This window comes from Serratia sp. BNK-17 (genome assembly GCF_048684935.1).
Taxonomy (GTDB): domain Bacteria; phylum Pseudomonadota; class Gammaproteobacteria; order Enterobacterales; family Enterobacteriaceae; genus Serratia; species Serratia nematodiphila.
This window is the reverse complement of sequence record NZ_JBLQTR010000001.1, coordinates 4366692-4388903: the sequence shown is the minus strand read 5'-3', so window position 1 is coordinate 4388903 and position 22212 is coordinate 4366692. Positions and strand designations below refer to the sequence as shown.

Genomic DNA, 22212 nt, shown 5'->3' with positions numbered 1-22212 from the left:
AGCCTGTGTCCGCGGGGATGGCCGGAATATCCTCATCAGCCATGGGAGAAGAGACATGCCAACCCCTCTTGAAATAGTGCGCGCAACCTATGAAGGCAGCTCCGAAGAAAACGGCCGCAATCTGCTGGCGGCGCTGGCCCCCGATGCCGAGTGGACCGAAGCCGCCGGTTTCCCTTACGCCGGTACCTATATCGGCCCGGAGAACATCATCAAGAACGTGCATCAGCGCCTGGGCAGCGAATGGCAAGGTTACCGCGCCGACGTCGATCACTTTTACGACGCCGGCGACAACGTGATCGCTCAGGGTTTTTATCACGGCACCTACCGGGCCACCGGCAAATCCTTCAGCGCCTCTTTTGCGCATATTTATACGCTGCGCGCCGGCAAAATCGTGAAGTTCGTGCAGATCGTCGACAGTGCTAAAGTGCTGGAGGCGATGCAGCCTTAATCGCCGCTGCGCTTGCCGAATTTGCGGTCAAACTCGCGCCGGTAACCCCGGGCCTTGTTGCGATCGCGGATCCACAAATAGCCGCACACCAGCGCAACCGCTCCCGAGAAGGTGACGTTGCGCATATCCCGGTCATACCAAAACACCAACAGCGCATCCAGCGCCGCAATCAGCGCGATCCATTTGTACATATGGGATTGGCGCCGCGTGGCGGCGTTGAGTCGTTTTAACTGTCTGGCTTCGTCCAACACCGGTTTTTGCTGCATAGCGTTTCGTTATCGTCAGGCTGTTCACGCTAAATTAGCAGAATTTCCCTCACCGTCGCAAAGATTAACGCGCGGCGTCATGCGGTTTTCACCGCCCCTGGCGCGGCGCAGAAAATTTATGCGTGGGCGCTTGAATTGTTCATTGGGCGTGATAGGTTATTTATTCGTTATTTTTGGGTTTTTATTCATAATTCGCCGTGTCATCAAGCTGCAGCACTGGGCGGTTAACGTGATGGGTTCGACGCATGCGGCGGTTAACTTCGGCAGGAGGATGTGATGAACGATAAAACGGCACGCCCGCAGGATGTGGTTCAACAACAGCTTGACGCCTATAACGCCCGCGACATCGAGGCCTTTATGGCCTGCTGGGCGGACGACGCCCAGTATTACGAGCATCCAGACACGCTGCTGGCCAGCGGCAAGGCGGCGATCCGTGAACGGCATCTGGTGCGTTTCCAGGAGCCGAGTCTGTATGGCGAACGGATAAAACGCATGGCGGTAGGCAATATGGTGGTCGATCAGGAAGTGGTGACGCGCAATTTCCCGCAGGGGCGCGGCAAAATGGATGTCATCGCCATCTATGAAGTGGAACAGGGGCGGATCGCCAAAGCCTGGTTCAAGATCGGCCCCTGCGTGCCGGATGAGGGCGCGCTCTAGCCGCGCATTACTGCAACGCCATCACCGCCTCTATTTCCACACACACCGCGGGTGAGAACAACGCGCTGACCGCCATCAGTGAACAGGCCGGCAGCGCGCCATCGAAATAGTCAAACAGCACCGGGCGCACGCCCGCCAGATCGGCGATGTCGGTCAGGAACACGCTGATTTTAATCAATGCCTTGAGGTTGACGCCTTCGCTGGCGGCAATGGTGGCCAGCTGTTCGAGGATCTCCTGCGTTTGCTCCGGCGCGCTCAATCCCTGAGCGTCGGTGGCGAAGGCCGTCAATCCGGAAACGTATAAGCGATCGCCGTGGCGCACCGCATGCACATAGGGGCCGCCCGGCGTCGGCAACTGCGGATAATTCGTGCGTTTTAATGATGTCATGGTCAAACCCCGCGCAAGACCGGTTAATAAAATCGACAAACTTGGTTAGGATACTGAAGAAACGGCGGCCAGGCGCCGCGCACCGATGATATTTGAGAGTATCATCCCTCTTTATTTTATACGTCGTCTTCACCCGAATGTGACAGTGCGGCGCAGCTCGGCCACAAGGACGCATGAGACGATGAACCCGATTTTTACTCCCTACCTGCAACGCTGGCAACTGGAACAGGATGGCAAAGCCTTCGAAACCCACAGCAGTCTGCTGATGCCGGTGCGTTACCGGGGCGAGGCCGCCATGCTGAAGATCGCCCGCGAGCAGGAGGAGCGCTTCGGTGGCCGGCTGATGTGCTGGTGGCGCGGGGAAGGCGCCGCGCTGGTGCTGGCGTGGCACGACGACGGCATTCTGCTGGAGCGCGCGCAGGGCGAAGGTTCGTTGGCGCAGCTGGTGCGTGATGGCGACGATGAGCAGGCCACGCAGATCCTGTGCCGGGCGATCGCCGCCTTGCATGCGCCGCGAGAGGCACCGCTGCCCGAATTGATCCCGCTGCAGGAGTGGTTCAGCTCGCTGTGGCCGGCGGCGCAGGCGCACGGCGGCATGCTGCGCCTCAGCGCCACAACGGCGGCGGAATTGCTCAGCAGCCCGCGAGAAGAAAGCGTGCTGCACGGCGATATCCACCATGACAATGTGCTCGACTTCGGCGAACGCGGCTGGCTGGCGATCGACCCCAAGCGTTTGTACGGTGAACGGGGCTTCGATTACGCCAATATCTTCTGCAATCCCAACTACGGTATCGCCACCGATCCGGCCATTTTCCAGCGCCGCGTGGAACAGGTGTGCCGGTTGGCCGGGTTGGATCGCCGGCGCTTGCTGCAATGGATCCTGGCCTGGTCGGGGCTCTCCGCCGCCTGGTTCATGGAAGACGGGCAGGCGGCTGACATTGACTTTCGCGTGGCCGAACTGGCGGCGCGCGCGTTGGATATCCCGTTGCCGGACGGCGATTCAGGGTTCATCCTGCCAGTAATCGAGCGAGGTTGAAGGGCGCTGCAGGTAGCGCACCTGCTCGCCGTCTGCGCTGCGCGCCATCGCCTGGTATTTGCCGGAATCCGGGTACATCACCAGCTCCGGCTGTTCGCGCGTGCTGACGGACAGGTACTTCAGCGGCGCATCGGAAGTGTTGATGATCTGGTGCGGGTATTCCGGGCCCGGCGGAATGAAAATGACATCCCCGCTGACGATCGGCAGCATTTCTCCTGCCACCCGCAGCGTACCGCTGCCTTCCAGAATGATGAACATTTCCTCCTGAGCGTAGTGAAAATGGTAGGGGCAGGAACGCATGCCCGGCGCCACACAATCGAAAGAGGCGCCCAGCTTGTCGGCGGCGGTGCCGGTGCCGAGACGGGCGCCGACGCTGTCATACAACGGCGGCCGCCGGTCATGTTTCATCTCTGCCTGTTCGACATTGCGTATCAGGCGCTGAGCCAACAGCGCGGCTTTCTCAGTCATAAGCTTCCTTGGTGACGGCGTCACTTATTAGGTGAATTGACGGTCAGACGACAGAGAAAGTGAAGGCGCCACGGCGTCGCTTGTCAATGTGGACCGCCCGTTACGCCTCGGAGGTTCGCCGCGGCAGCGACAGCAGCAGATGAGCGATGGCGCCGCCGACAATGCCCCAGAAGGCCGAACCGATGCCGAGCAGCGTGACGCCGGAGGCGGTGATGAGGAAGGCGATCAGCGCCGCGTCGCGCTGTTTTTCATCATGCAGCGCGCGTTGCAGGCTGCCGCCGATGGTGCCGAGCAACGCCAGCCCGGCGATGGTGTGGATCAAGGCGACCGGCAACGCGCTGAACAGCAGGCCGATGGCGCCGCCGAACAATCCGGCCAGCAGGTAAAAGCCGCCGGCGGCCACCGCGCCCATATAGCGCCGCTGCGGGTCGGGATGCACGTCCGGCCCCATGCAAATGGCGGCGGTAATGGCGGCGATGCACACCGAGAAACCGCCGAATGGCGCCAGCAGCAGCGCGGTCAGCGCCGTCCAGGCGATCAGCGGTGAGGTGGGGACACGGTAACCCGCTGCCTGCAGCGTAGCGATCCCGGGAGCGTTCTGTGAAGCCATGGTCACCACGAAGAAAGGCACGCCGATGCCGAGCAGCGTCGGCCAGCTGAAATGCGGCGCGATAAATTCCGGCACGGCGAACGCCGGCGTCTGTTGCGTCAGCTGGATATCGCCCTGCAGCGCGGCGATCGCCAGCCCAATCGCCAGCGTCAATACGATGGCGTAGCGCGGCAGGTAACGGCGGCTGAGCAGATAGGTCAGCCCCATACCGGCGCTGAGGAGGAAATTGAGCTGTAGCGAAGTGAAGGCGTCCAGCCCGAAACGCAGCAGGATCCCCGCCAGCATCGCGGCGGAAATTGCCTGCGGAATATAATCCATCAGGCGAGCGAACAGCCCGGTGACCCCGCACAGCAGGATCAGTCCCGATGCGAAGATAAACACCCCGATCGCCTCGTTGATCGGCGTGCCGGGCAGGCTGGTGACCAGCAGCGCCGCGCCGGGCGTCGACCAGGCGGTGAGGATCGGGGTGCGATAGTAAAGCGACAGCCCGAGGGAAGTGACGCCCATTGCGATCCCAAGTGTGCTCAGCCAGCCGCCGATCTGCGCCGGCGTAGCGCCCGCGGCGGCGGCGGCCTGGAAAATGATGGCGGCAGAGCTGGTGTAACCGACCAGAACGGCGACAAAGCCGGCCATGATGGCGGGCAGGGTCAGATGACGCAGGGTGACGGCAGGGCGCATGAGCAGCTCCAATCGGTGGTTGTGCGTTATAACGCACGGCAAGAAATCAGCATAGCACCGTGCGCTATAGCGCACAAGCGGGTATAATCGGGCACGATACGCAGAGGAGAACAGGATGCAGGAACTGGCCGGCCATTTGGCGCACACCCTTCGCACGCTGCGCGCACAGCGCGGCTGGAGCCTGACGCAGGCGGCGGAATACACCGGCGTCAGCAAGGCGATGCTCGGGCAGATTGAACGCGGCGAGTCCAGCCCGACGGTGGCGACGCTGTGGAAGATCGCCACCGGTTTCAACGTGGCGTTTTCCGCCTTTCTTGAGGCCTCACCCGCCCAGCAGCAGGCGACGTTGCACCGCTATGGCGATCTGCCGGTATACGATCAGGACAACGCCGACATGCGCGTGGTGCCGCTGTTTCCCTACGATCGCCAGCTGGGTTTCGATATGTTCGTCATCGATCTCGCGCCGGGTGCGCTCAGCGAATCGTCGCCGCATGAGCCGGGCGTGATCGAGCATGTGATCGTGATCAGCGGCCGATTAGAATTGGCGATAGACGGCGCTTGGCACAGCCTGGCGGCCGGCGAGGCGATGCGCTTTCAGGCCGATCGGCCGCACGCTTACCGCAACGCCGGTTCGCAAACGGTGCGCATCCACGATCTGATCCACTATCCTCAATCCTGATTCAACGCGGCGGCCATGGGCTTTGACTCCGCGCCGCCAAACGCCTACCTTGTTGAAAATGACTCTTATTTCACAGGCTGTCGCCCATGACGGGGCGGCGTTGCAGCCGACTCAAAAGGAGCTTGATTTTGCCGGTCACCAATCGACGTCAGTTCATTAAACTCAGTGCGCAAACCGCAGGAGCCGTATTCGCGATGACTTCATTACCTAACAGTATCCGCCTGGCGATGGCGGCGGAGGGCGGCGCGGCCGCAGGCGATGAATTCCTGTGGCTGGAAGAGCTGCAGGGTAAAAAAGCGCTGCACTGGGTGCAGCAGGAAAATCAACGCACCGTGGCACGTTTCGGTCAGGGCGAAGACTTTCAGCGCATTGAGCGCGAAGTCCTGGATATCCTCAATAAAGACACCCAGATCCCGTGGGTGAGCAAACGCGGCGAGTACTATTACAACTTCTGGCAGGATCAGGCCAACCCGCGTGGCCTGCTGCGGCGCACCACGCTGGACGAGTACCGCAAGGCCAAACCGGCTTGGGAGACGGTGCTGGATATCGATGCGTTGGGCAAAGCGGAGGGCAAGGATTGGGTTTATCAGGGCTCGCAACCGCTGGCGCCGGAATACCGTTATTGCCTGATGCAGCTGTCGCCGGACGGCGGTGACGCCACCGAAATCCGCGAATTCGATCTGGTTGCCAAACGTTTCGTCAAAGACGGTTTCAACGTGCCGGTGGCGAAAAGCCGGGTTTCCTGGGTCGATCGGGACACGCTGTTCATCGCCACCGATTTCGGCCCCGGCTCGATGACCCAGTCCGGCTACGCGCGCATCGCCAAACGCTGGCGGCGCGGTACGCCGCTGAGCGCCGCCGAAACGCTGTATGAAGCGCAGCCCGAAGACATGGCGGTCTTCGCCTATCACGACCGCACGCCGGGCTTTGAGCGCGATTTCGTCGGCCGCAGCCTGGACTTCTATCGCCGTGACTATTTCTTGCTGGCTCAGGATGGTCGGCAGAAAAAAATCGACATCCCGTCCGACGCCGAGCTGGACACGCATCGGGAATGGCTGCTGATCAAACCGAGCAGCGACTGGGAAGTGGGCGGCAAGCGTTATCCGTCCGGCGCGCTGCTGGCGGCCAACTTCGATGACTATCTGGCGGGCAAGCGCGAACTGCAGCTGCTGTTTACCCCGACGGCGGAGCAGGCGCTGAGCGGCTACAGCGGCACCCGCGATCACCTGATCCTCAGCATCATGGATAATGTGGTCAACCGGCTGGAGGTGCTGACGCCGCAGGGCGGCAGCTGGCAGCGTCGTCCGCTGGGCAACCCCGGCGCCATCAGCACCCTTTCCGCCGGCGGCATCGACGAAGAGAGCAACGCCTATTTCCTGACCGTCAGCGGGTTCCTGCAGCCGACCTCGCTGTATATGGGCAATCTCGACGGCGGTAAGGCGACGCTGTTGAAACAGGCGCCGCAGGACTTTGACGCCGCCGGCTATCAGGTCAGCCAGCATTTCGCGCGCTCCAAGGACGGCACCCGCGTGCCGTATTTCCAGATCGCCGCCAAAGATCTCAAGCTGGACGGCAGCACGCCGACGCTGCTGTATGGCTACGGCGGGTTTGAGGTGCCGCTGTTGCCGGGCTATCTCGGCGGCAAGGCGCCGGCCTGGCTGGAGCGCGGCGGGGTGTACGTGGTGGCCAACATCCGCGGCGGCGGCGAATACGGCCCGGCCTGGCATCAGGCGGCGCTCAAGCAGAACCGCCATCGCGCCTATGAGGATTTCGCCGCCGTGGCCGAAGATCTCATCGCACGCAAGGTGACCTCGGCGCCGCATCTCGGCGCACGCGGCGGCAGCAACGGCGGCCTGCTGGTGGGCAATATGCTGACGCTGTATCCGCAGCTGTTCGGCTGCATCGTCTGCGAAGTGCCGCTGCTGGACATGCAGCGCTATACCCAGCTTTCCGCCGGCGCGTCGTGGATCGCCGAATACGGCGATCCGAGCAAGCCGGAGGAGTGGACCTACATCAAGACCTTCTCGCCATACCACAACATTCAGGCGCAGACGGCCTACCCGCCGGTGCTGTTCTATACCGCGACCAGCGATGATCGGGTCAACCCGGCCCACGCCCGCAAAATGGCGGCGCGCATGCAGGCGATGGGGTATCAGCAGGCCTATTTCTATGAAAATACCGAAGGCGGGCACAGCGCCGCCGCCGACAAGCACCAGGCGGCGTTCCACAGCGCACTGGTAAGCGAATTCATGTGGGCCAACCTGAGCGGCAAACCCAAGTCAGCGTAAGCCTTTTTCTTGCGGCATAAAAAAACACCGGGGCGTTAACCCCGGTGTTTTTATTTACGCTCAATCCGCCGGCGGTCAGCGAGCCGCAGTGGCTTCCTGCGCTTGCCGATTGGCGTCTTCGGTGGTGTCCAGCGTCATGCGGTACAGCTTCGGCGCGGTCAGCATCATCAGGATAGCGATGACGGCGGTGACGATGCCGATCTGCATAAACACATGGCTGTAGATGGCCAGCGAAGCGTGCGCGTCGTTGATGTCGCTTGGCACGGCGGTCAGACCGGCAACCTTACCGGCGATCAGCGCGGCGGCGGCGGTAGTCAGGAACCAGGAGCCCATGATGAAGCCCATCAGACGCTGTGGCACCAGCTGTGCCACCATCGCCAGACCCAGGCCGGAAATCATCAGCTCGCCGATGCTCTGCAGCGCGTAGCTCAGGATCAGCCAGTTGACCGACACGATGCCCTGTTCGTTGGCGAAGCTGGCGCCCCATGGCAGCACCAGGAAGGCGCAGGAGCAGAGGATCATGCCGAAAGCGAACTTGTGCGGCATCGGCAGGCGATCGCCCATTTTGTTATACAGCGCGGCCAGAATCGGGCTGGCGAGCATGATCCAGAACGGGTTCAGCGCCTGATACTGCTCCGGCTCGAAGGCGACGCCGAAGATGCTGTGTTCCACGTTATGGATGGCGAAGAAGTTCAGCGAGGTTGGCATCTGGCTGTACAGCACGAAGAACACCACCGCTTCCAGCATCAGCAGGAAGGCGACGATCATCTTGCGGCGTGCGGCGCCGTGCAGGGCGAAGGTTTCCTTGGCGAACACCAGAACGATACCGGCGGAAACGAGGGCCAACGCCCAGCGCGCGATCACCTGGTTGTGCAGCAGCCAGCTGGACACGGCGATCAACGCCACGATGCCGACCAGCACCATCAGCAGCTTCGGCAGATGCAGCGGCTTGAAGTCAGGTCTGGAGCCGTTTTCCTTCACCCACTTGTGGCACATCATAAAGTTGACCAGGGTGATCAGCATGCCGACCACGCTCAGGGAGAACGCCACGCTCCAGCCGTATTTCGCCGCCAGCCACGGGGTGGCCAGCATGGAGAAGAAGGAACCGATGTTCACCGACATGTAGTACATGGTGAAAGCGCCGTCGATGCGCGGGTCATCTTTCTCATAGCAGGTGGACAGCAGGGAGGACGGGTTAGCCTTGAACAGGCCGCTGCCCACGGCGATGGTCGCCATGCCCATGTAAACCCAGAAGATGTCGTGGCCGGAGTAGGCCACCATGGCGTAACCGGCGGCCAGCACCAGTGCGCCGAGCACGATCACGCGTTTGGCGCCCAGCACCTTGTCGCCCAGCCAGCCGCCGATGGCGACGAAGCCGTATACCAGGGCGCTGAAAGAAGAGAACAGGGTGATGGAATCGGCTTCGCTCATGCCGAGCATCTTGACCAGATAAACCGCCATGATGCCCTGCAGGCCGTAATAGCCGAAACGCTCCCACAGTTCGATCGAGAAGATCAGGTAGAACGCTTTCGGTTGTTTGAACGCGTTAAGGCTAACGCTCTCCGGGTGTTGGTTGTTTGCTGTTGACACTGGTACCTCTGTTTTTTCGCAGCCCGTCTTTGGAGGACGGGAAAGTACAAAAGTTGATGCGGAACGGCATCCTTTTGCGTTGTTATAGGATGGGGACGGCGGTTAATGTTCACTATCTTTGTCAACGTGGCAAGCAGTTTGTCATATTCGGTTACATTTAACGCTCGCAGGATTATGCTGCGATGTTGCAAATGTTATGCAGTATTAACTTTCGGGTTTTAATGGTTTGCCGATTTTTTGTTTTGATTAAAAGCTATACGGATTTTAAGCAGGGATATATTCTGCTGAATTGCTATTTTTTAGCGCATCAGTGTATGTGTGGTTGTTAATCCATTGGAATGTTGTGCATATGCAGCGTTTTGTAAAATTATAGAAATTTAGGAAAACGGGACTGGCATTTGTGAACGCCTTGTGATCCTGAAAGCGTGACGTTCACCGCAATTTTTGACTAATTTTTCGCTTGAAAATAACGCGGCACTGAGTTTTTCACTGAAAACCGCGATAACGCCGGGGTTACTGCTGCGCGATATCACATTTCCGATAAAAAAGAGGCGCTGGCGGGGGGAGTGGCGGCGACGGGGGCGGTTTGCCGCACCCGTCAGACTCAGGATTCCGGATAAACCTTCTCTTTATACTCGCACAGATCTTCGATGATGCAGGAGCCGCAGCGCGGTTTGCGCGCGATGCAGGTGTAGCGCCCGTGCAGGATCAGCCAGTGGTGGCAATCGACCTTGAATTCGGCGGGCACCACCTTCAACAGCTTCTCTTCCACCTGATCGACGTTCTTGCCCGGCGCGAAGTGGGTGCGGTTGCACACCCGGAAGATGTGGGTGTCCACGGCGATGGTCGCCCAGCCGAAGGCGGTATTGAGCACCACGTTGGCGGTCTTGCGGCCGACGCCCGGCAGCGCTTCCAGCGCGGCGCGATCTTCCGGCACTTCGCCGCCGTGCAACTCCAGCAGCATACGGCAGGTTTTGATCACGTTTTCGGCCTTGCTGTTGAACAGGCCGATGGTCTTGATGTACTCCTTGACGCCATCAACCCCCAGCGCCAGCATGGCGGCGGGGGTGTTGGCGACCGGGTAAAGTCTGGCGGTCGCTTTGTTGACGCTCACGTCGGTGGCCTGCGCAGACAGCAGCACGGCAATCAGCAGTTCAAACGGCGTGGTGTACACCAGCTCGGTGGTCGGGTGCGGGTTGTTGTCGCGCAGCCGGGTCAGAATTTCCAGTCGCTTCTGCTTGTTCATCAGGCCTTCTCAGCACGTCCTTGTTCCAGCAGCGGTTCCGCCGCCGCGGCGCGGGCTTTGCGCGCCTTCATTTTTTCGTCGATCAGATACTTGACCGCCAGCAGCAGCCCCAGGCCGATAAAGGCGCCCGGCGGCAGCATCGCCAGCAGGAATGGGCTGTCGAAATGCACCACTTCGATGCGCAGCGACTTGGCCCAGCCGCCCAGCAGTTGGTCGGCGCCGTCGAACAGCGTACCGTTGCCCAGCAGTTCGCGCATCGAGCCCAGCGTCACCATCACGCCGGTGGCGCCAAGGCCGATGGCCATGCCGTCCAGCGCCGAGAGGCCGACCGGCTTCTTGGCGGCCACCGCTTCGGCGCGGCCGACCACGATGCAGTTGGTCACGATCAATGGAATAAAGATGCCGAGCGACTGATACAGGCCGAAGGCATAGGCGTTGATCAGCATCTGCACGATGCTCACCACCGCGGCGATGATCATCACGTAGATCGGAATACGCACTTCGCTTGGCACCCAGCGGCGCACCGCTGAGATGGAGGCGTTGGTCAGCGTCAGCACCAGCGTGGTGGCCAGCCCCAGGCCCAGCGCGTTGGTGACGGTGGAGGTCACCGCCAGCAGCGGGCACATGCCCAGCAGCTGCACCAGGGCGGAGTTGTTCTTCCACAACCCCTGGACGATTAATTCTTTGGCTTCACTCATTCGCTGGCTCCACACGCAGGTAAGCTTTCAAGTTTAGGCGGCAGCGTTTCCATATACAACGCCGTGCGGCGCACCGCATTGACCACCGCACGCGGGGTGATGGTCGCGCCGGTGAATTGGTCGAACATGCCGCCGTCTTTCTTCACCGCCCAGCGTTTGTCGTCCGGGCCGTCGATTTTCTTGCCGCTGAAGAAGGAAATCCAGTCGGAAATGCGCAGTTCAATTTTGTCACCCAGCCCAGGCGTTTCGTGGTGTTCAATCACCCGGGTGCCGAGCACCGTGCCGTTGAAATCGGCGCCGACCAGCAGCTTGATGGCGCCGGAGTAGCCGTCCGGCGCGGTGGTTTCCAGCGCGGCAGCCGTCGGCTGCCCGTTTTTGCGCGCCAGGTACAAGCGGTGCGGCGCGCCGTCGCCCAGCGCCGGATCGCTGACCAGCAGGCATTCGTTCTGCATGATGTTGTCGTAGTTTTCCGGCGGTACCACCTGATCGAGCAGCGCTTTTTGCTGCAGCGCCGCCTGATGGGCGATGGTGGTTTTCGTCAGGGCGTAAACCACGGCGGTCAGGCCGGTGGTGACCGCCGCAAACACCGCCAGCGTGGTGCCGTGCTTTCTCATGGAATTCAGCATGGCGGCTCCTTAGCGATGGCCGTACACGCGCGGCTGCGTGTAGTGGTCGATTAACGGGACGGTGATGTTGGCGAGCAGCACGGCGAAGGCCACACCATCAGGGTAGCCGCCATAGACGCGGATCAGCCAGACCAGCACGCCGATCAGCGCGCCGTAGATTAAGCGGCCCTTCGGCGTGGTGGAGGCGCTGACCGGATCGGTGGCGATAAAGAACGCACCCAGCATGCTGGCGCCGGAGAACAGGTGGATCAGCGGCGAAGCCTGATGCGCCGGATCGATCCACCAGGCCAGACCGGAACAGAAGGCGATGGCGGCCAACATGCTGAAAGGGATTTGCCAATGGATCAGGCGGCGCGCCAGCATAAACAGGCCGCCGGCCAGGAAACCGAGGTTGACCCACTGCCAGCCGATACCGGCCAGCGCGCCGCCGAACAGCGGCTGCTGCAACACCTGTTCCACGCTGTGGCCGCTGCGCAGGCCGGTTTTGAAGCCGTCGAGCGGCGTGGCCTGGCTGATGCCGTCCACGCCCATTTGCAGTTCGTGCAGCGTCGCGCCCTGTGCGGTATGGCCGCTGAAAATCGCCAGCAGCGTGTCGTGGAGCGACAGCGCGGCGGCGCGCAGTTCATCCGGCGGCAGCCAGCTGGTCATCTGCACCGGGAAGGAGATGAGCAGCACTACGTAACCGACCATCGCCGGGTTGAACGGGTTCTGCCCGAGGCCGCCATACAGCTGTTTGGCGATAACGATGGCGAAGAAGGTGCCGATGACGATCATCCACCACGGCGCCAGCGGCGGCAGGCTGATGCCGAGCAGCAGCGCGGTCAGCAGGGCGGAGTTATCCGCCAGCCGGCTGCGCACCGGCAGCTTGCGCAGCCTGAGGATCGCGCCTTCTGCAGCCAGCGCGACGATCGCCGCCAGCGCCACCTGAATCAGCACGCCGTAGCCGAAAAACCAAATCTGCGCCGCAATGCCGGGAATGCACGCCAACATGACCCATAGCATAATGCGGCTGGTGCTTTGCTGGTTGTGGGTGAAAGGCGAGCTAGCGATGTGTAAGCCTTTGGCGGCTGTGGGTGATACCGGCCTGAACTTCATAGAGTAACGATACCTTCTGCGCCGCGCCTGCGGCAGTTTCGATGCGCCATACTGCGGGCGCGGCAAAAATGATAGCCGAGCATTCTACCTGATTCGATGCGAGGGTAATACGCCTTAATGATAGGGGTATTCGGCTTTCCGCACATCTGGCGATCGGGGTGGCGCGATTTGATTTTTTTTTGGCCGGGAAATGGGCTAACGTGAGGAATTGTCAGTGGAACTTGCGCCGTCATCGACCGCGGGAAATGGGGTAAACGTCTGAATGAGATATCATTTTTCTCCAGATTTCCGCACAAAATAACAACTTTCACATAATCCGTGTAGGTTACTATCGCGAACATTATTGAGTCAGTGAATCCATAATAATGACAAATGAAGACATTTTTTTTATTGAAGAGCTAATTGAGTGGGTGGAGATACATCTGGAGAAACGGCCAAACCTGGATGAAGTCGCGCGTATTTCGGGCTATTCCAAGTGGCATCTGCAGCGTAAATTCAAGCGTATTACCGGCATTCAACTCGCCACCTATATCCGTTCGCGCATCCTGACGCGCGCCGCGGTGGCGTTGCGCATTACTCGTCGCTCCATCATCGATATCTCCGATGAGCTGGGCTTCGACTCTCAGCAGACCTTTACCCGCATGTTCAAGCAGCGCTTCGGCACTACCCCCAATCGCTACCGCTCGATGGAGCACTGGGACGTGAAAAACCTGATGCCGCGCTTTAACTTCGAAGCCAGCTACGGCGCCGGTTATTACCCGGAAGTGAAGCGGCTGACGCTGCCCGACATGCAGCTGGTCGGCTTCACGCGCCGGCTGGATTTCGCCTCCGAACAGGAGCTGGAGTACTCTTCCTGCATGGCGATGAAGGACGAGATTTTCAACGACTTCTTCAAGGGGCTGCACGTCGACTGTCGGCGGATTTACAGCATTTACTCCCCTCATGCCGGGGAGGGCGATGAGCTCTCATCAACGCTGGTGATGGCGGTCGATCCTGAACACAGAAAGGATATTCTTTCCAACCATCAGATAGACACCTTCCATTTGCCGAGCCGCGAGTTTATCTCTATCAACCATAAGGGGTCGGCGAAAGAGTGTTTGCAGTTTTTCGGCTACCTGATGTCGCATGTGATGCCGGGGTTGAAGGATAAAGTGCACGGCAGTATGGAAATGGAGATCATTCAAACCAAAGAGTGGAATCCTGAATCCAAACTGCGTCAGATTGAAGTGGATTACACCTACCTGATTTCTATCGATTAAATGGCGCCTGGCGTCAGCCAGGCGCCGCTATCATTATTTGTCTTCCGTTTCCGCCGCCAGCGATTCTCTGGCGGCTTTTTTGGCTTTGGCGCGGGCGATAGCCGCGGCGACCGCCGCCTTGCGCGGATCTTCTTCGGCGGCAGCCGGCGCCGGTTCCGTCGGTGCAGGGGCATCCGCCTGCTGCGCCGCTTTCTTGGCCTTGGCGCGGGCGATAGCCGCCGCGACCGCCGCCTTGCGCGGATCTTCTTCGGCGGCAGCCGGCGCCGGTTCCGTCGGTGCAGGGGCATCCGCCTGCTGCGCCGCTTTCTTGGCCTTGGCGCGGGCGATAGCCGCCGCGACCGCCGCCTTGCGCGGATCTTCTTCGGCTGCAGCCGGCGCCGGTTCCGCCGATGCAGGGGCATCCGCCTGTTGCGCCGCTTTCTTGGCTTTTACGCGAGCCAGTGCCGCCGCGACCGCCGCCTTGCGCGGATCTTCTTCGGCGGTAGCCGGCGTCGTTTCCGCCGGAGCAGGGGCATCCGCCTGCTGCTCTGCCTTTTTGGCCTTCACGCGCGCCAGGGCGGCCGCAACGGCCGCTTTACGCGGATCGTCCTCTGTTGCCGCCGGGGCGGAGTTGTTTGCCGCCGGCGCCTCTTTGCGCGCTTTCACGCGGGCCAGCGCCGCGGCCACGGCGGCTTTACGCGCGTCGTCGCCGGCGGTCGCCGGTGGCGCTTCCGTTTCCACCTCGGCAGCCAGCTGGGCACGACGTTCGCGCGCCTGCGCTTTACGTGCTTCGCGGGCAGCGATCACCTCGCTGTTATCCGGCTGCTGGCCGTTGACCGGCGTAACCGCCGCTTCGGCATTCTTGCTGCGCACGCGCGCCAGCGCGGCCTGCACTGCGCCCTGATCGTCGTCGGTCAGTTTGACGGCGGCCTTTTTATGTCGCTCTTCACGCGCCAGTTTTTCACGCTCCAGACGCGCCAGCTTGGCCTCGTAACGCGCCTTGGCCTCGGCGGTGCGCGCCGCTTCCAGATCGATAGCCTTGATTTCGGCCTTTTCCTGCCGGTAGTACTGTACCAGCGGGATATTGCTGGGGCAGACGAACGCGCAGGCACCGCATTCGATGCAGTCGAACAGGTTATGGTTGCGCGCCTTGTCGTGCTCCTGCCCGCGGCTGAACCAATACAGCTGTTGTGGCAGCAGCCCGGCAGGGCAAGCGTCTACGCACAGGCCGCAGCGGATGCAGGACTGCTCCGGTTCCTGCGGCGTCATTTCATCCACCGTCGGCGCCAGAATGCAGTTGCTGATCTTGACGATTGGCACGTTCAGCGCGGGCAGGGTGAAGCCCATCAGCGGGCCGCCCATGACCACCATCTGCTGCGCCTGCGGGCGGAAACCGACGAAGTCGAGCAGGTGCTGCACCGGCGTGCCGATGCGAGCCCACAGATTGCCGGGGCGCTCGATCGCCTCGCCGGTCAGGGTCACTACGCGCTCAATCAGCGGTTCGCCGTCGACGATCGCTCGCTTGATGGCGAAGGCGGTGCCGACGTTTTGCATCAATACGCCGATAGCGGAGGAGTGCTTACCGTGCGGCACTTCCTTGCCGGTCAAAATTTTGGTCAGCTGCTTGGCGCCGCCGGACGGGTATTTGGTCGGGATGACGCGCAGCGCAATGCCGGGCTGGCCGCGCAACGCCTGTTTCAGCGCCGCGATTGCCTCCGGTTTATTGTCTTCGATGCCGATCAACGTGAGCTTGGGTTGCAGAATGTGTTGCAGGATCTGCGTGCCTTCAATGATCTGATCGGCATGTTCCTGCATCAGACGGTCGTCGGCGGTAATGTAAGGCTCACACTCGGCGGCGTTGAGGATCAGCGTTTCCACGCCGCTCATGCCGCCTTGCAGTTTGCTGGCGGTCGGAAAACCTGCGCCGCCCAGGCCGGCGATGCCAGCCTGATGAATACGTTGAATCAGTTCCGCGGCGGGCGATTGGCGATAGTCCGCCACCGGATCGCGCTCGCACCAGCGGTCTTCCCCGTCTGCCTCGATAATCACGCACAGCTCCGTCAGCCCGGACGGGTGCGCGGTGATGTGCGGCGTAATGGCGCTGACGGTGCCCGAGGTCGGGGCGTGCACCGGCACGGTGCGGCCGCGGCCGACGGTCAGCGGCTGGCCTTTCAACACCCGATCGCCGGCGCTGACGCACAGCTCGCCTTCCGGCCCCAGATGCTGTTGCAGCGGAATGATAAAGGTCTTGGGCAGGGGCGCGACACGCAGCGGCGCACCGCTGGACTGCGTTTTCATTTCCGGTGGATGGATCCCGCCGTCGAAATCCCAGATCCGGTCTTTTTTAAAGGCGGCGAACAGATTAAGCATGTTGCTCCACGTGGATCACTTGCACCGGGATCGTCTTCATGTCCCACTTCCAGTTGGCGGTGGTGGTAGCGACCGGTCTCATTTCAATACAGTCGGTAGGGCAAGGGGCGACGCACAGATCGCAGCCGGTACAGAGGTCGGTGATGACGGTATGCATGGCGCGGGTGGCGCCGACGATGGCGTCCACCGGGCAGGCCTGAATGCACTTGGTGCAGCCGATGCAGTTGGCCTCGTCGATATAGGCCACTTTACGCTCCGGCTCGGCGGCGGCTTCGCTGCCCAGCGGCTGCGGCTCGACGTTGAGCAGCTCCGCCAGTTTCAGCATCACCTGTTCGCCGCCCGGCGCGCATTTGTTGATCATCTCGCCGTTGGCCACCGCCTCGGCATAGGGGCGACAGCCGGGGTAGCCGCACTGGCCGCACTGGCTCTGCGGCAGGATCGCATCGACCTGCTCGGCGACCGGATCCTCTTCCACCTCAAAACGGCGCGCGGCGTAGCCCAGCACCAGTCCGAACAGCAGCCCGAGCGCGCTTAGAGCCGCGATAGCTATCCACAACGCAGTCATTAGAATTTCACCAGCCCGGTAAAGCCCATAAAGGCCAGCGACATCAGCCCGGCGGTGATCAGCGCGATCGAGGAGCCGCGGAACGGCGCCGGCACGTCGGCCACCGCCAGACGTTCGCGAATGGCGGCGAACAGCACCATCACCAGCGAGAAACCGGCGGCGGCGCTAAAGCCGTAAACGGCGGACTGCAGGAAGTTGTAGCCGAGGTTGACGTTAAGCAGCGCCACGCCCAGCACCGCACAGTTGGTGGTGATCAGCGGCAGGAAGATGCCCAGCAGGCGGTAGAGCGCCGGGCTGGTTTTGCGCACTACCATCTCGGTGAACTGCACGACGACGGCGATCACCAGAATGAAGGAGAGCGTGCGCAGGTACACCAAATCCAGCGGAACCAGAATAAAGGTGTTGATCACCCAGGCGCTGACGGAGGCCAGCGTCATGACGAAGGTGGTGGCCATTCCCATGCCGATGGCGCTTTCCAGCTTCTTGGAAACGCCGAGGAACGGGCACAGGCCAAGAAACTTCACCAGAACGAAGTTGTTCACCAGTACGGTGCCGACAAACAGGAGCAGGTATTCGGTCATTGCGATGCCTAAAAAAATAAAAGCCGCCTATTATCGGGAATCGGCGGCCGGACGACAACATATGATTCGCAGGGGTATTGCCTTTTTTGGCGAAAATTTACACAAAATACCCGATAAAACGTGCTGCAACCGCCTTTAACGTTCGGTAAAGGTGCCTTTGACCCGCTGCGAGCGCTTGATATAAGGCACCAGCAGCGCCGCCATCAGCAGCGGCCAGCCGAGGCTGCGCACCGCCACTTCATCCGGCACCGGCGCGAAGGCGAAGGCTTTCACCGCCAGGATCACCGTGATCAGCAGCCATAACAAGAACAGTTTAGGGAAGCGCTGCGACCGATGGCAGAACAGAAACACCAGCCACAGGGTAAAGCCCCACATCAAGAGCGTGGTCAGCACCGAAAAGTACCATTGCAGGGTAAACGCCTGGGCGTTGGTCAACAGATAGTCGCGCGACTCGGGCATGAAGATCGCCATGGCGTACAGGAGCAGCATCAGGCTGGCGCTGAGCAGGGTAACGATCAGATAGGCCAGCGGGGCCAGCAACCAACCACCGATACGAGAGTATTCAGCTTGAGACATAAAACGGCTTCCTGATTGAAACGGGGATCACAGGCGGCATAGCTTAGCGGGTAATATAGGCTTCGTCATCTCTATCAAGCGGATAGCTCGGCATCGCGACGCCGGGCCGCACGTTTGGCTACTCCGGCCTCGCTTCGAATTAACATCTCATTTACTTCTTGTTCCATCCGGCCGCATGGTGTCAAATCGAAAGGGTCTGTCGTGAGCCTGCAAGAGGAAATCCCATGGCTGAAAAAATTCGTGTCGGGCTGGTCGGTTACGGCTACGCCGGTAAAACCTTTCATGCGCCGCTAATCGCCGGTACGCCGGGGCTGGAACTGGCCGCCGTTTCCAGCAGCGATGCCGGCAAAGTGCACGCCGACTGGCCATCGATGACGGTGGTGGGCGATGCGCAAGCGCTGTTCGCCGATCCGGCCCTCGATCTGATCGTGATTCCCACCCCTAATGACACTCATTTCCCGCTGGCGCAACAGGCGCTGGCCGCCGGCAAGCACGTGGTGGTGGATAAACCGTTTACCGTGACGCTGTCACAAGCTCGGGCGCTGCAACAGCAGGCGCAGCAGAGCGGTTTACTGCTGTCGGTGTTCCACAACCGCCGCTGGGACAGCGATTTCCTGACCCTTAAAGCGTTGCTGAACGACGGTTCGCTGGGCGAGGTGGTGTACTTCGAATCGCACTTCGATCGCTACCGGCCGCAGGTGCGTCAGCGCTGGCGCGAACAGGGCGGCGTCGGCAGCGGCATCTGGTTCGATTTGGGGCCGCATCTGCTCGATCAGGCGCTGCAATTATTCGGCAAGCCCGACCGACTGTTTGTCGATCTGGGTGAGCTGCGGCCGGGGGCGCAGGCGGTGGACTATTTCCACGCGTTGCTGAACTATGGCGATCGACGCGTGGTGCTGCACGCCAGCATGCTGGCGGCGGCGGAGAGCCCGCGCTACGTCGTGCACGGCACCCGCGGCAGCTATGTCAAATACGGCCTCGATCCGCAGGAGGACCGGCTGAAGGCCGGCGAGCGCTTGCCGCAGGCCGATTGGGGCTATGACATGCGCGACGGCGTGGTGACGCTGTCACGTGACGATCTGCTGGCGGAGCAACCGCTGCTCAATATTCCCGGCAATTATCCGGCTTATTACGCGGCGGTGCGCGACGCGATCACCGGCATAGGCGAAAACCCGGTGCCGGCCGCCGACGCCATCGCGGTGATGGCATTGATCGAACTGGGGTTGGAATCGGCCCGGCTGCAGCAGGCGCTGCCGGTGGCCTGATCCCGTCCGTTTCTCAGCGGCTCGGTGCACAACGCCGGGCCTTTTCATGGTGTTAGGTGCAAGGAAATCCGTTTCATGTCCTGGTTGCAGCGTTTGCGCATTGATAAATTTTTGCTGGTTCTGATTTTGGTGGTGATCGTCGCCTCGCTGTTCCCCTGCGAAGGCATCTGGAAAACCTTCTTTGAACACCTGACCACCGCCGCCATCGCGCTGCTGTTCTTTATGCACGGCGCCAAGCTGTCGCGCGAGGCGATCGTCGCCGGCATGAGCCACTGGAAGCTGCATCTGCTGGTGTTCCTCAGCACCTTTGCGCTGTTCCCGCTGCTCGGGCTGGCGATGAACCTGCTGGTGCCGGGCATCATGACGCCGACGGTCTATCTCGGCTTCCTCTATCTGTGCGCGCTGCCGGCCACGGTGCAGTCGGCCATCGCCTTTACCTCGGCGGCGGGCGGCAACGTGGCGGCGGCGATCTGCAGCGCCTCAGCGTCCAGCATTCTTGGCGTGTTCCTGTCGCCGCTGCTGGTGGGGGCGTTGATGCATACCCAGGGCGGCAATACCGACGTGCTGCACGCCATTGGCTCAATCATTCTGCAACTGATGGTGCCGTTCGTGATCGGCCATCTGGCGCGGCCGCTGATCGGCAAGTGGATCGACCGCCATCGCAAACTGATTAACCTGACCGACCGTTCGTCGATCCTGCTGGTGGTGTATACCGCGTTCAGTGCGGCGGTGGTGGAAGGGATTTGGCACCGTATCGACGGCTGGTCGCTGCTGACCATCCTGGTGATGTCGCTGGTGCTGCTGACGGTGGTGCTGGTGATCAACACCTACGCGGCGCGCTGGCTGGGCTTCAACACCGCCGATGAAATCACCATCGTCTTCTGCGGTTCGAAAAAGAGCCTGGCGAACGGCATCCCGATGGCCAACGTGCTATTCCCGGCTGCGGCGGTGGGCGCCATGGTGCTGCCGCTGATGATTTTCCACCAGGTGCAACTGATGGTGTGCGCGGTGCTGGCGCAGCGCTATGCGCGTAAAACCGCCAAACAGCGGGCCGAGGCGGAGGCGCTGGCGGCCAAATAGGCCGCAGGCCGCTAACGGTGGCCCAGCGCGTCGAGCAGAAAGTCGGCGCGCTCATCGGGTGAGGCGCGCGGCAGCTCTTGCAGCCGATAGCCATAACGGCGATAGATGGCCACCATCGCCCGATAGGTTTGCTCGGCTTTGGCGAAAGACTGTTTTCTCTCGCTGTCCTGCGCATAAATCGCTCGCCACGGCGGGGCGATGAACACCGTATCGGCATAGCGAAAGGCGTCGATCGCCGCTGTTAAGGGGGCGGGGATCGATAATCCGCACAGCGTCAGGTAACCGGCGATATCCGGCAGGCCGCGATCGAAGAACCAGCATGTTGCGCCCGTCGCTTCGCGCCATGAACGCAGTTCCCAATCGAGCATCCGCTCGGCGAAAGCCTGGCGATCGCCCCACGGCAGCGCATTGCCGCCAATACTCACCTGATCCTGAATAATCGCCCGGCCCGCCTCCTGCGAATGCGGGTAACCGCGGCGATGAAGAACGTCGATGAGCGTGCTTTTGCCCGAACCCGGGCCGCCGGTCAGCACGATACGGCGTAGTTTGTCAGACATGCGGAATTCCTCTCTTGCAACAGAGTGATGGGGTGAAAACAGCGATAAAGACGAGCAGGCGGAAGAAAACGGGGGATGAGAAGAAGGCGCCGTTTGGCGCCTGGGGAGATTAGCCCTGAACTTTGGCGCGCAGCGCCTGTTTTTCCTGCTCGCTGAGGAAAGCCAGCTTCAGGCCGTTTTCCTGCGCGGTGCGGATTTCTTCCGGCGTCAGCCCGGCCTGCGGCGCGGCGACGCGATATTCATGCTCGATCTCGATGCCCTGAACCGCCGGATCGTCGGTGTTGATCGACGCCAGCACGCCGTGGCGCAGGAAGGTGGCCAGCGGATGCTGCGCCAGCGACGGCACGGTGCTGGTTTGGATGTTGGAGGTCAGGCAGGACTCGATGCCGATGCCGTGTTCCGCCAGGAAGTCCATCAGCGCCGGATCTTCGACCGCTTTCACCCCGTGGCCGATACGTTCGGCGCCCAGCTCGCGGATCGCCTGCCAGATGCTTTCCGGGCCGGCGGCTTCGCCCGCGTGCACGGTGATGCGCAGGCCGGCGTCGCGCGCACGGTTGAAGTGACTGAGGAACAGGCTGCCGGGGAAGCCCAGCTCATCGCCCGCCAAATCCAGTGCGGTAATGCCGTCGCGGTGCGCCAGCAACCCTTCCAGCTCCTGCAAACAGGCGGCCTCGCCAAAGGTGCGGCTCATGATGCCGATCAGGCGAATTTCGATGTCGCGATCGCGGCAGCCCGAGCGGATCCCGTCGATCACCGCTTCCACCACGCCGGCGACCGGCAGCTGATGCTTCATCGCCATGTAGTAAGGGGAAAAACGCAGCTCGGCGTAGTGCAGGCCGGCGTTGGCTGCGTCCTCGACGTTTTCGTAGGCCACCCGGCGGCAGGCGTCCAGATCGCCCAGCACCGCTACGCCCCAGTCCAGTTTCTGCAGGAAGCTGACCAGATCCGGTTCGGCGTGGGTGATCTGCACGTGCGGGCGCAGGCTCTCCAAATCGTTGGCCGGCAGGGTGAGGTTGAACTGGCGACCGAGGTCGAGAATGGTCTGCGCGCGGATGTTGCCGTCGAGATGGCGGTGAATGTCGGTAAGCGGTAGGCGGGGATCGATCATGCTGGGCACTCGCTAATTTATCGTAGGTAAAGTGCAGAACAGTATAAAAACAAATGAATGAAACTTGCCATCTCGTTGCATAAAAAAGTGACTTGCATC

23 protein-coding genes are annotated in these 22212 nt (G+C 61.3%); 8 read left to right on the top strand and 15 right to left on the bottom strand.

The genetic code is table 11. The features are described from left to right. Positions 1-55: 55 nt before the first annotated feature. Positions 56-448 (top strand): nuclear transport factor 2 family protein, encoded by a 393-nt coding sequence (locus ACMGF7_RS20840; protein ID WP_004938379.1) that lies wholly within the window; start codon positions 56-58, stop codon positions 446-448. Here ACMGF7_RS20840 and ACMGF7_RS20835 read toward each other — a convergent pair. Further along, positions 445-714, bottom strand: coding sequence for a hypothetical protein (locus ACMGF7_RS20835; RefSeq protein ID WP_004938382.1), 270 nt, complete (start codon positions 712-714; stop codon positions 445-447). The genes ACMGF7_RS20840 and ACMGF7_RS20835 overlap by 4 nt on opposite strands. Positions 715-990: 276 nt before the next feature. Between ACMGF7_RS20835 and ACMGF7_RS20830 the strand changes: the two genes are divergently transcribed. Further along, positions 991-1371 carry a nuclear transport factor 2 family protein gene (locus ACMGF7_RS20830; RefSeq protein WP_015377744.1) on the top strand — a complete coding sequence of 127 codons (381 nt, stop codon included), beginning with the start codon at positions 991-993 and terminating at the stop codon, positions 1369-1371. A 7-nt stretch (positions 1372-1378) separates the two neighbouring features. Here ACMGF7_RS20830 and ACMGF7_RS20825 read toward each other — a convergent pair whose 3' ends face one another. Continuing rightward, on the bottom strand, positions 1379-1759 hold the full coding sequence (locus tag ACMGF7_RS20825) for a RidA family protein (protein ID WP_028128181.1): 381 nt from the start codon (positions 1757-1759) through the stop codon (positions 1379-1381). A 190-nt stretch (positions 1760-1949) separates the two neighbouring features. On the opposite strand from ACMGF7_RS20825, the gene ACMGF7_RS20820 reads away from it, so the two are divergent. After that, positions 1950-2795: an aminoglycoside phosphotransferase family protein gene (locus tag ACMGF7_RS20820; RefSeq protein ID WP_370456260.1), complete on the top strand. Its 846-nt coding sequence runs from the start codon at positions 1950-1952 to the stop codon at positions 2793-2795. Here the strand turns inward: ACMGF7_RS20820 and ACMGF7_RS20815 are convergent. Together ACMGF7_RS20815 and ACMGF7_RS20810 are read right to left on the bottom strand one after the other, a co-directional pair. Continuing rightward, complete coding sequence (locus ACMGF7_RS20815) at positions 2760-3263, bottom strand: cupin domain-containing protein (protein WP_049240176.1); 504 nt, start codon at positions 3261-3263, stop codon at positions 2760-2762. The two genes, ACMGF7_RS20820 and ACMGF7_RS20815, sit on opposite strands and share 36 nt — an antisense overlap. 100 nt (positions 3264-3363) lie before the next feature. Then, positions 3364-4551 carry a benzoate/H(+) symporter BenE family transporter gene (locus ACMGF7_RS20810; protein ID WP_273890418.1) on the bottom strand — a complete coding sequence of 396 codons (1188 nt, stop codon included), beginning with the start codon at positions 4549-4551 and terminating at the stop codon, positions 3364-3366. 115 nt (positions 4552-4666) lie between these two features. Between ACMGF7_RS20810 and ACMGF7_RS20805 the strand changes: the two genes are divergently transcribed. Together ACMGF7_RS20805 and ACMGF7_RS20800 are read left to right on the top strand one after the other, a co-directional pair. Beyond that, positions 4667-5230: a helix-turn-helix domain-containing protein gene (locus ACMGF7_RS20805; protein ID WP_015377747.1), complete on the top strand. Its 564-nt coding sequence runs from the start codon at positions 4667-4669 to the stop codon at positions 5228-5230. A gap of 194 nt (positions 5231-5424) precedes the next feature. After that, a complete protein-coding gene (locus tag ACMGF7_RS20800) occupies positions 5425-7518 on the top strand; it encodes a prolyl oligopeptidase family serine peptidase (RefSeq protein ID WP_164095041.1) in 2094 nt (697 codons plus the stop codon). A 75-nt stretch (positions 7519-7593) separates the two neighbouring features. Here the strand turns inward: ACMGF7_RS20800 and dtpA are convergent, their stop codons facing one another. The 5 genes from dtpA to rsxD all read right to left on the bottom strand — a co-directional run bounded on the left by dtpA (position 7594) and on the right by rsxD (position 12773). Beyond that, a complete protein-coding gene (gene dtpA / locus ACMGF7_RS20795; RefSeq protein WP_021505447.1) occupies positions 7594-9108 on the bottom strand; it encodes a dipeptide/tripeptide permease DtpA in 1515 nt (504 codons plus the stop codon). Between the two features lie 604 nt (positions 9109-9712). Continuing rightward, the gene (gene nth / locus ACMGF7_RS20790) at positions 9713-10354 is read right to left on the bottom strand and encodes an endonuclease III (RefSeq protein ID WP_004938407.1); all 642 of its coding nucleotides are present in this window, start codon (positions 10352-10354) and stop codon (positions 9713-9715) included. Then, positions 10354-11052, bottom strand: coding sequence for an electron transport complex subunit E (locus tag ACMGF7_RS20785; RefSeq protein ID WP_049240173.1), 699 nt, complete (start codon positions 11050-11052; stop codon positions 10354-10356). Before ACMGF7_RS20785 ends, nth begins: the two co-directional genes overlap by 1 nt. Further along, positions 11049-11678 (bottom strand): electron transport complex subunit RsxG, encoded by a 630-nt coding sequence (gene rsxG, locus ACMGF7_RS20780; protein ID WP_164095042.1) that lies wholly within the window; start codon positions 11676-11678, stop codon positions 11049-11051. Before rsxG ends, ACMGF7_RS20785 begins: the two co-directional genes overlap by 4 nt. A 9-nt stretch (positions 11679-11687) precedes the next feature. After that, a complete protein-coding gene (gene rsxD, locus ACMGF7_RS20775) occupies positions 11688-12773 on the bottom strand; it encodes an electron transport complex subunit RsxD (RefSeq protein ID WP_048323269.1) in 1086 nt (361 codons plus the stop codon). Positions 12774-13138: 365 nt separating this feature from the next. Here rsxD and ACMGF7_RS20770 point away from each other — a divergent pair, with 365 nt between their 5' ends. Further along, entirely contained in the window at positions 13139-14032 is an 894-nt protein-coding gene (locus tag ACMGF7_RS20770) for a helix-turn-helix domain-containing protein (protein ID WP_049240172.1), read from the top strand. A 33-nt stretch (positions 14033-14065) separates the two neighbouring features. Here the strand turns inward: ACMGF7_RS20770 and rsxC are convergent, their stop codons facing one another. From rsxC to ACMGF7_RS20750, 4 genes are all read right to left on the bottom strand, one after another. After that, positions 14066-16381, bottom strand: coding sequence for an electron transport complex subunit RsxC (gene rsxC, locus ACMGF7_RS20765; protein WP_306377424.1), 2316 nt, complete (start codon positions 16379-16381; stop codon positions 14066-14068). Then, positions 16374-16946: an electron transport complex subunit RsxB gene (gene rsxB / locus ACMGF7_RS20760; protein WP_004938428.1), complete on the bottom strand. Its 573-nt coding sequence runs from the start codon at positions 16944-16946 to the stop codon at positions 16374-16376. Before rsxB ends, rsxC begins: the two co-directional genes overlap by 8 nt. Further along, on the bottom strand, positions 16946-17527 hold the full coding sequence (gene rsxA, locus ACMGF7_RS20755; protein ID WP_004938443.1) for an electron transport complex subunit RsxA: 582 nt from the start codon (positions 17525-17527) through the stop codon (positions 16946-16948). Before rsxA ends, rsxB begins: the two co-directional genes overlap by 1 nt. Positions 17528-17662: 135 nt before the next feature. Then, entirely contained in the window at positions 17663-18103 is a 441-nt protein-coding gene (locus ACMGF7_RS20750) for a DUF2569 domain-containing protein (RefSeq protein WP_015377754.1), read from the bottom strand. A gap of 224 nt (positions 18104-18327) precedes the next feature. Between ACMGF7_RS20750 and ACMGF7_RS20745 the strand changes: the two genes are divergently transcribed. Further along, positions 18328-19368 carry an oxidoreductase gene (locus tag ACMGF7_RS20745; protein ID WP_164095045.1) on the top strand — a complete coding sequence of 347 codons (1041 nt, stop codon included), beginning with the start codon at positions 18328-18330 and terminating at the stop codon, positions 19366-19368. A 75-nt stretch (positions 19369-19443) separates the two neighbouring features. Next, complete coding sequence (locus tag ACMGF7_RS20740) at positions 19444-20448, top strand: bile acid:sodium symporter family protein (protein WP_004938453.1); 1005 nt, start codon at positions 19444-19446, stop codon at positions 20446-20448. Between the two features lie 11 nt (positions 20449-20459). Here the strand turns inward: ACMGF7_RS20740 and ACMGF7_RS20735 are convergent, their stop codons facing one another. Then, entirely contained in the window at positions 20460-21005 is a 546-nt protein-coding gene (locus ACMGF7_RS20735; protein WP_164095046.1) for an AAA family ATPase, read from the bottom strand. Between the two features lie 109 nt (positions 21006-21114). Further along, positions 21115-22113, bottom strand: coding sequence for an adenosine deaminase (add, locus tag ACMGF7_RS20730; RefSeq protein WP_273890430.1), 999 nt, complete (start codon positions 22111-22113; stop codon positions 21115-21117). Positions 22114-22212: the final 99 nt, after the last annotated feature.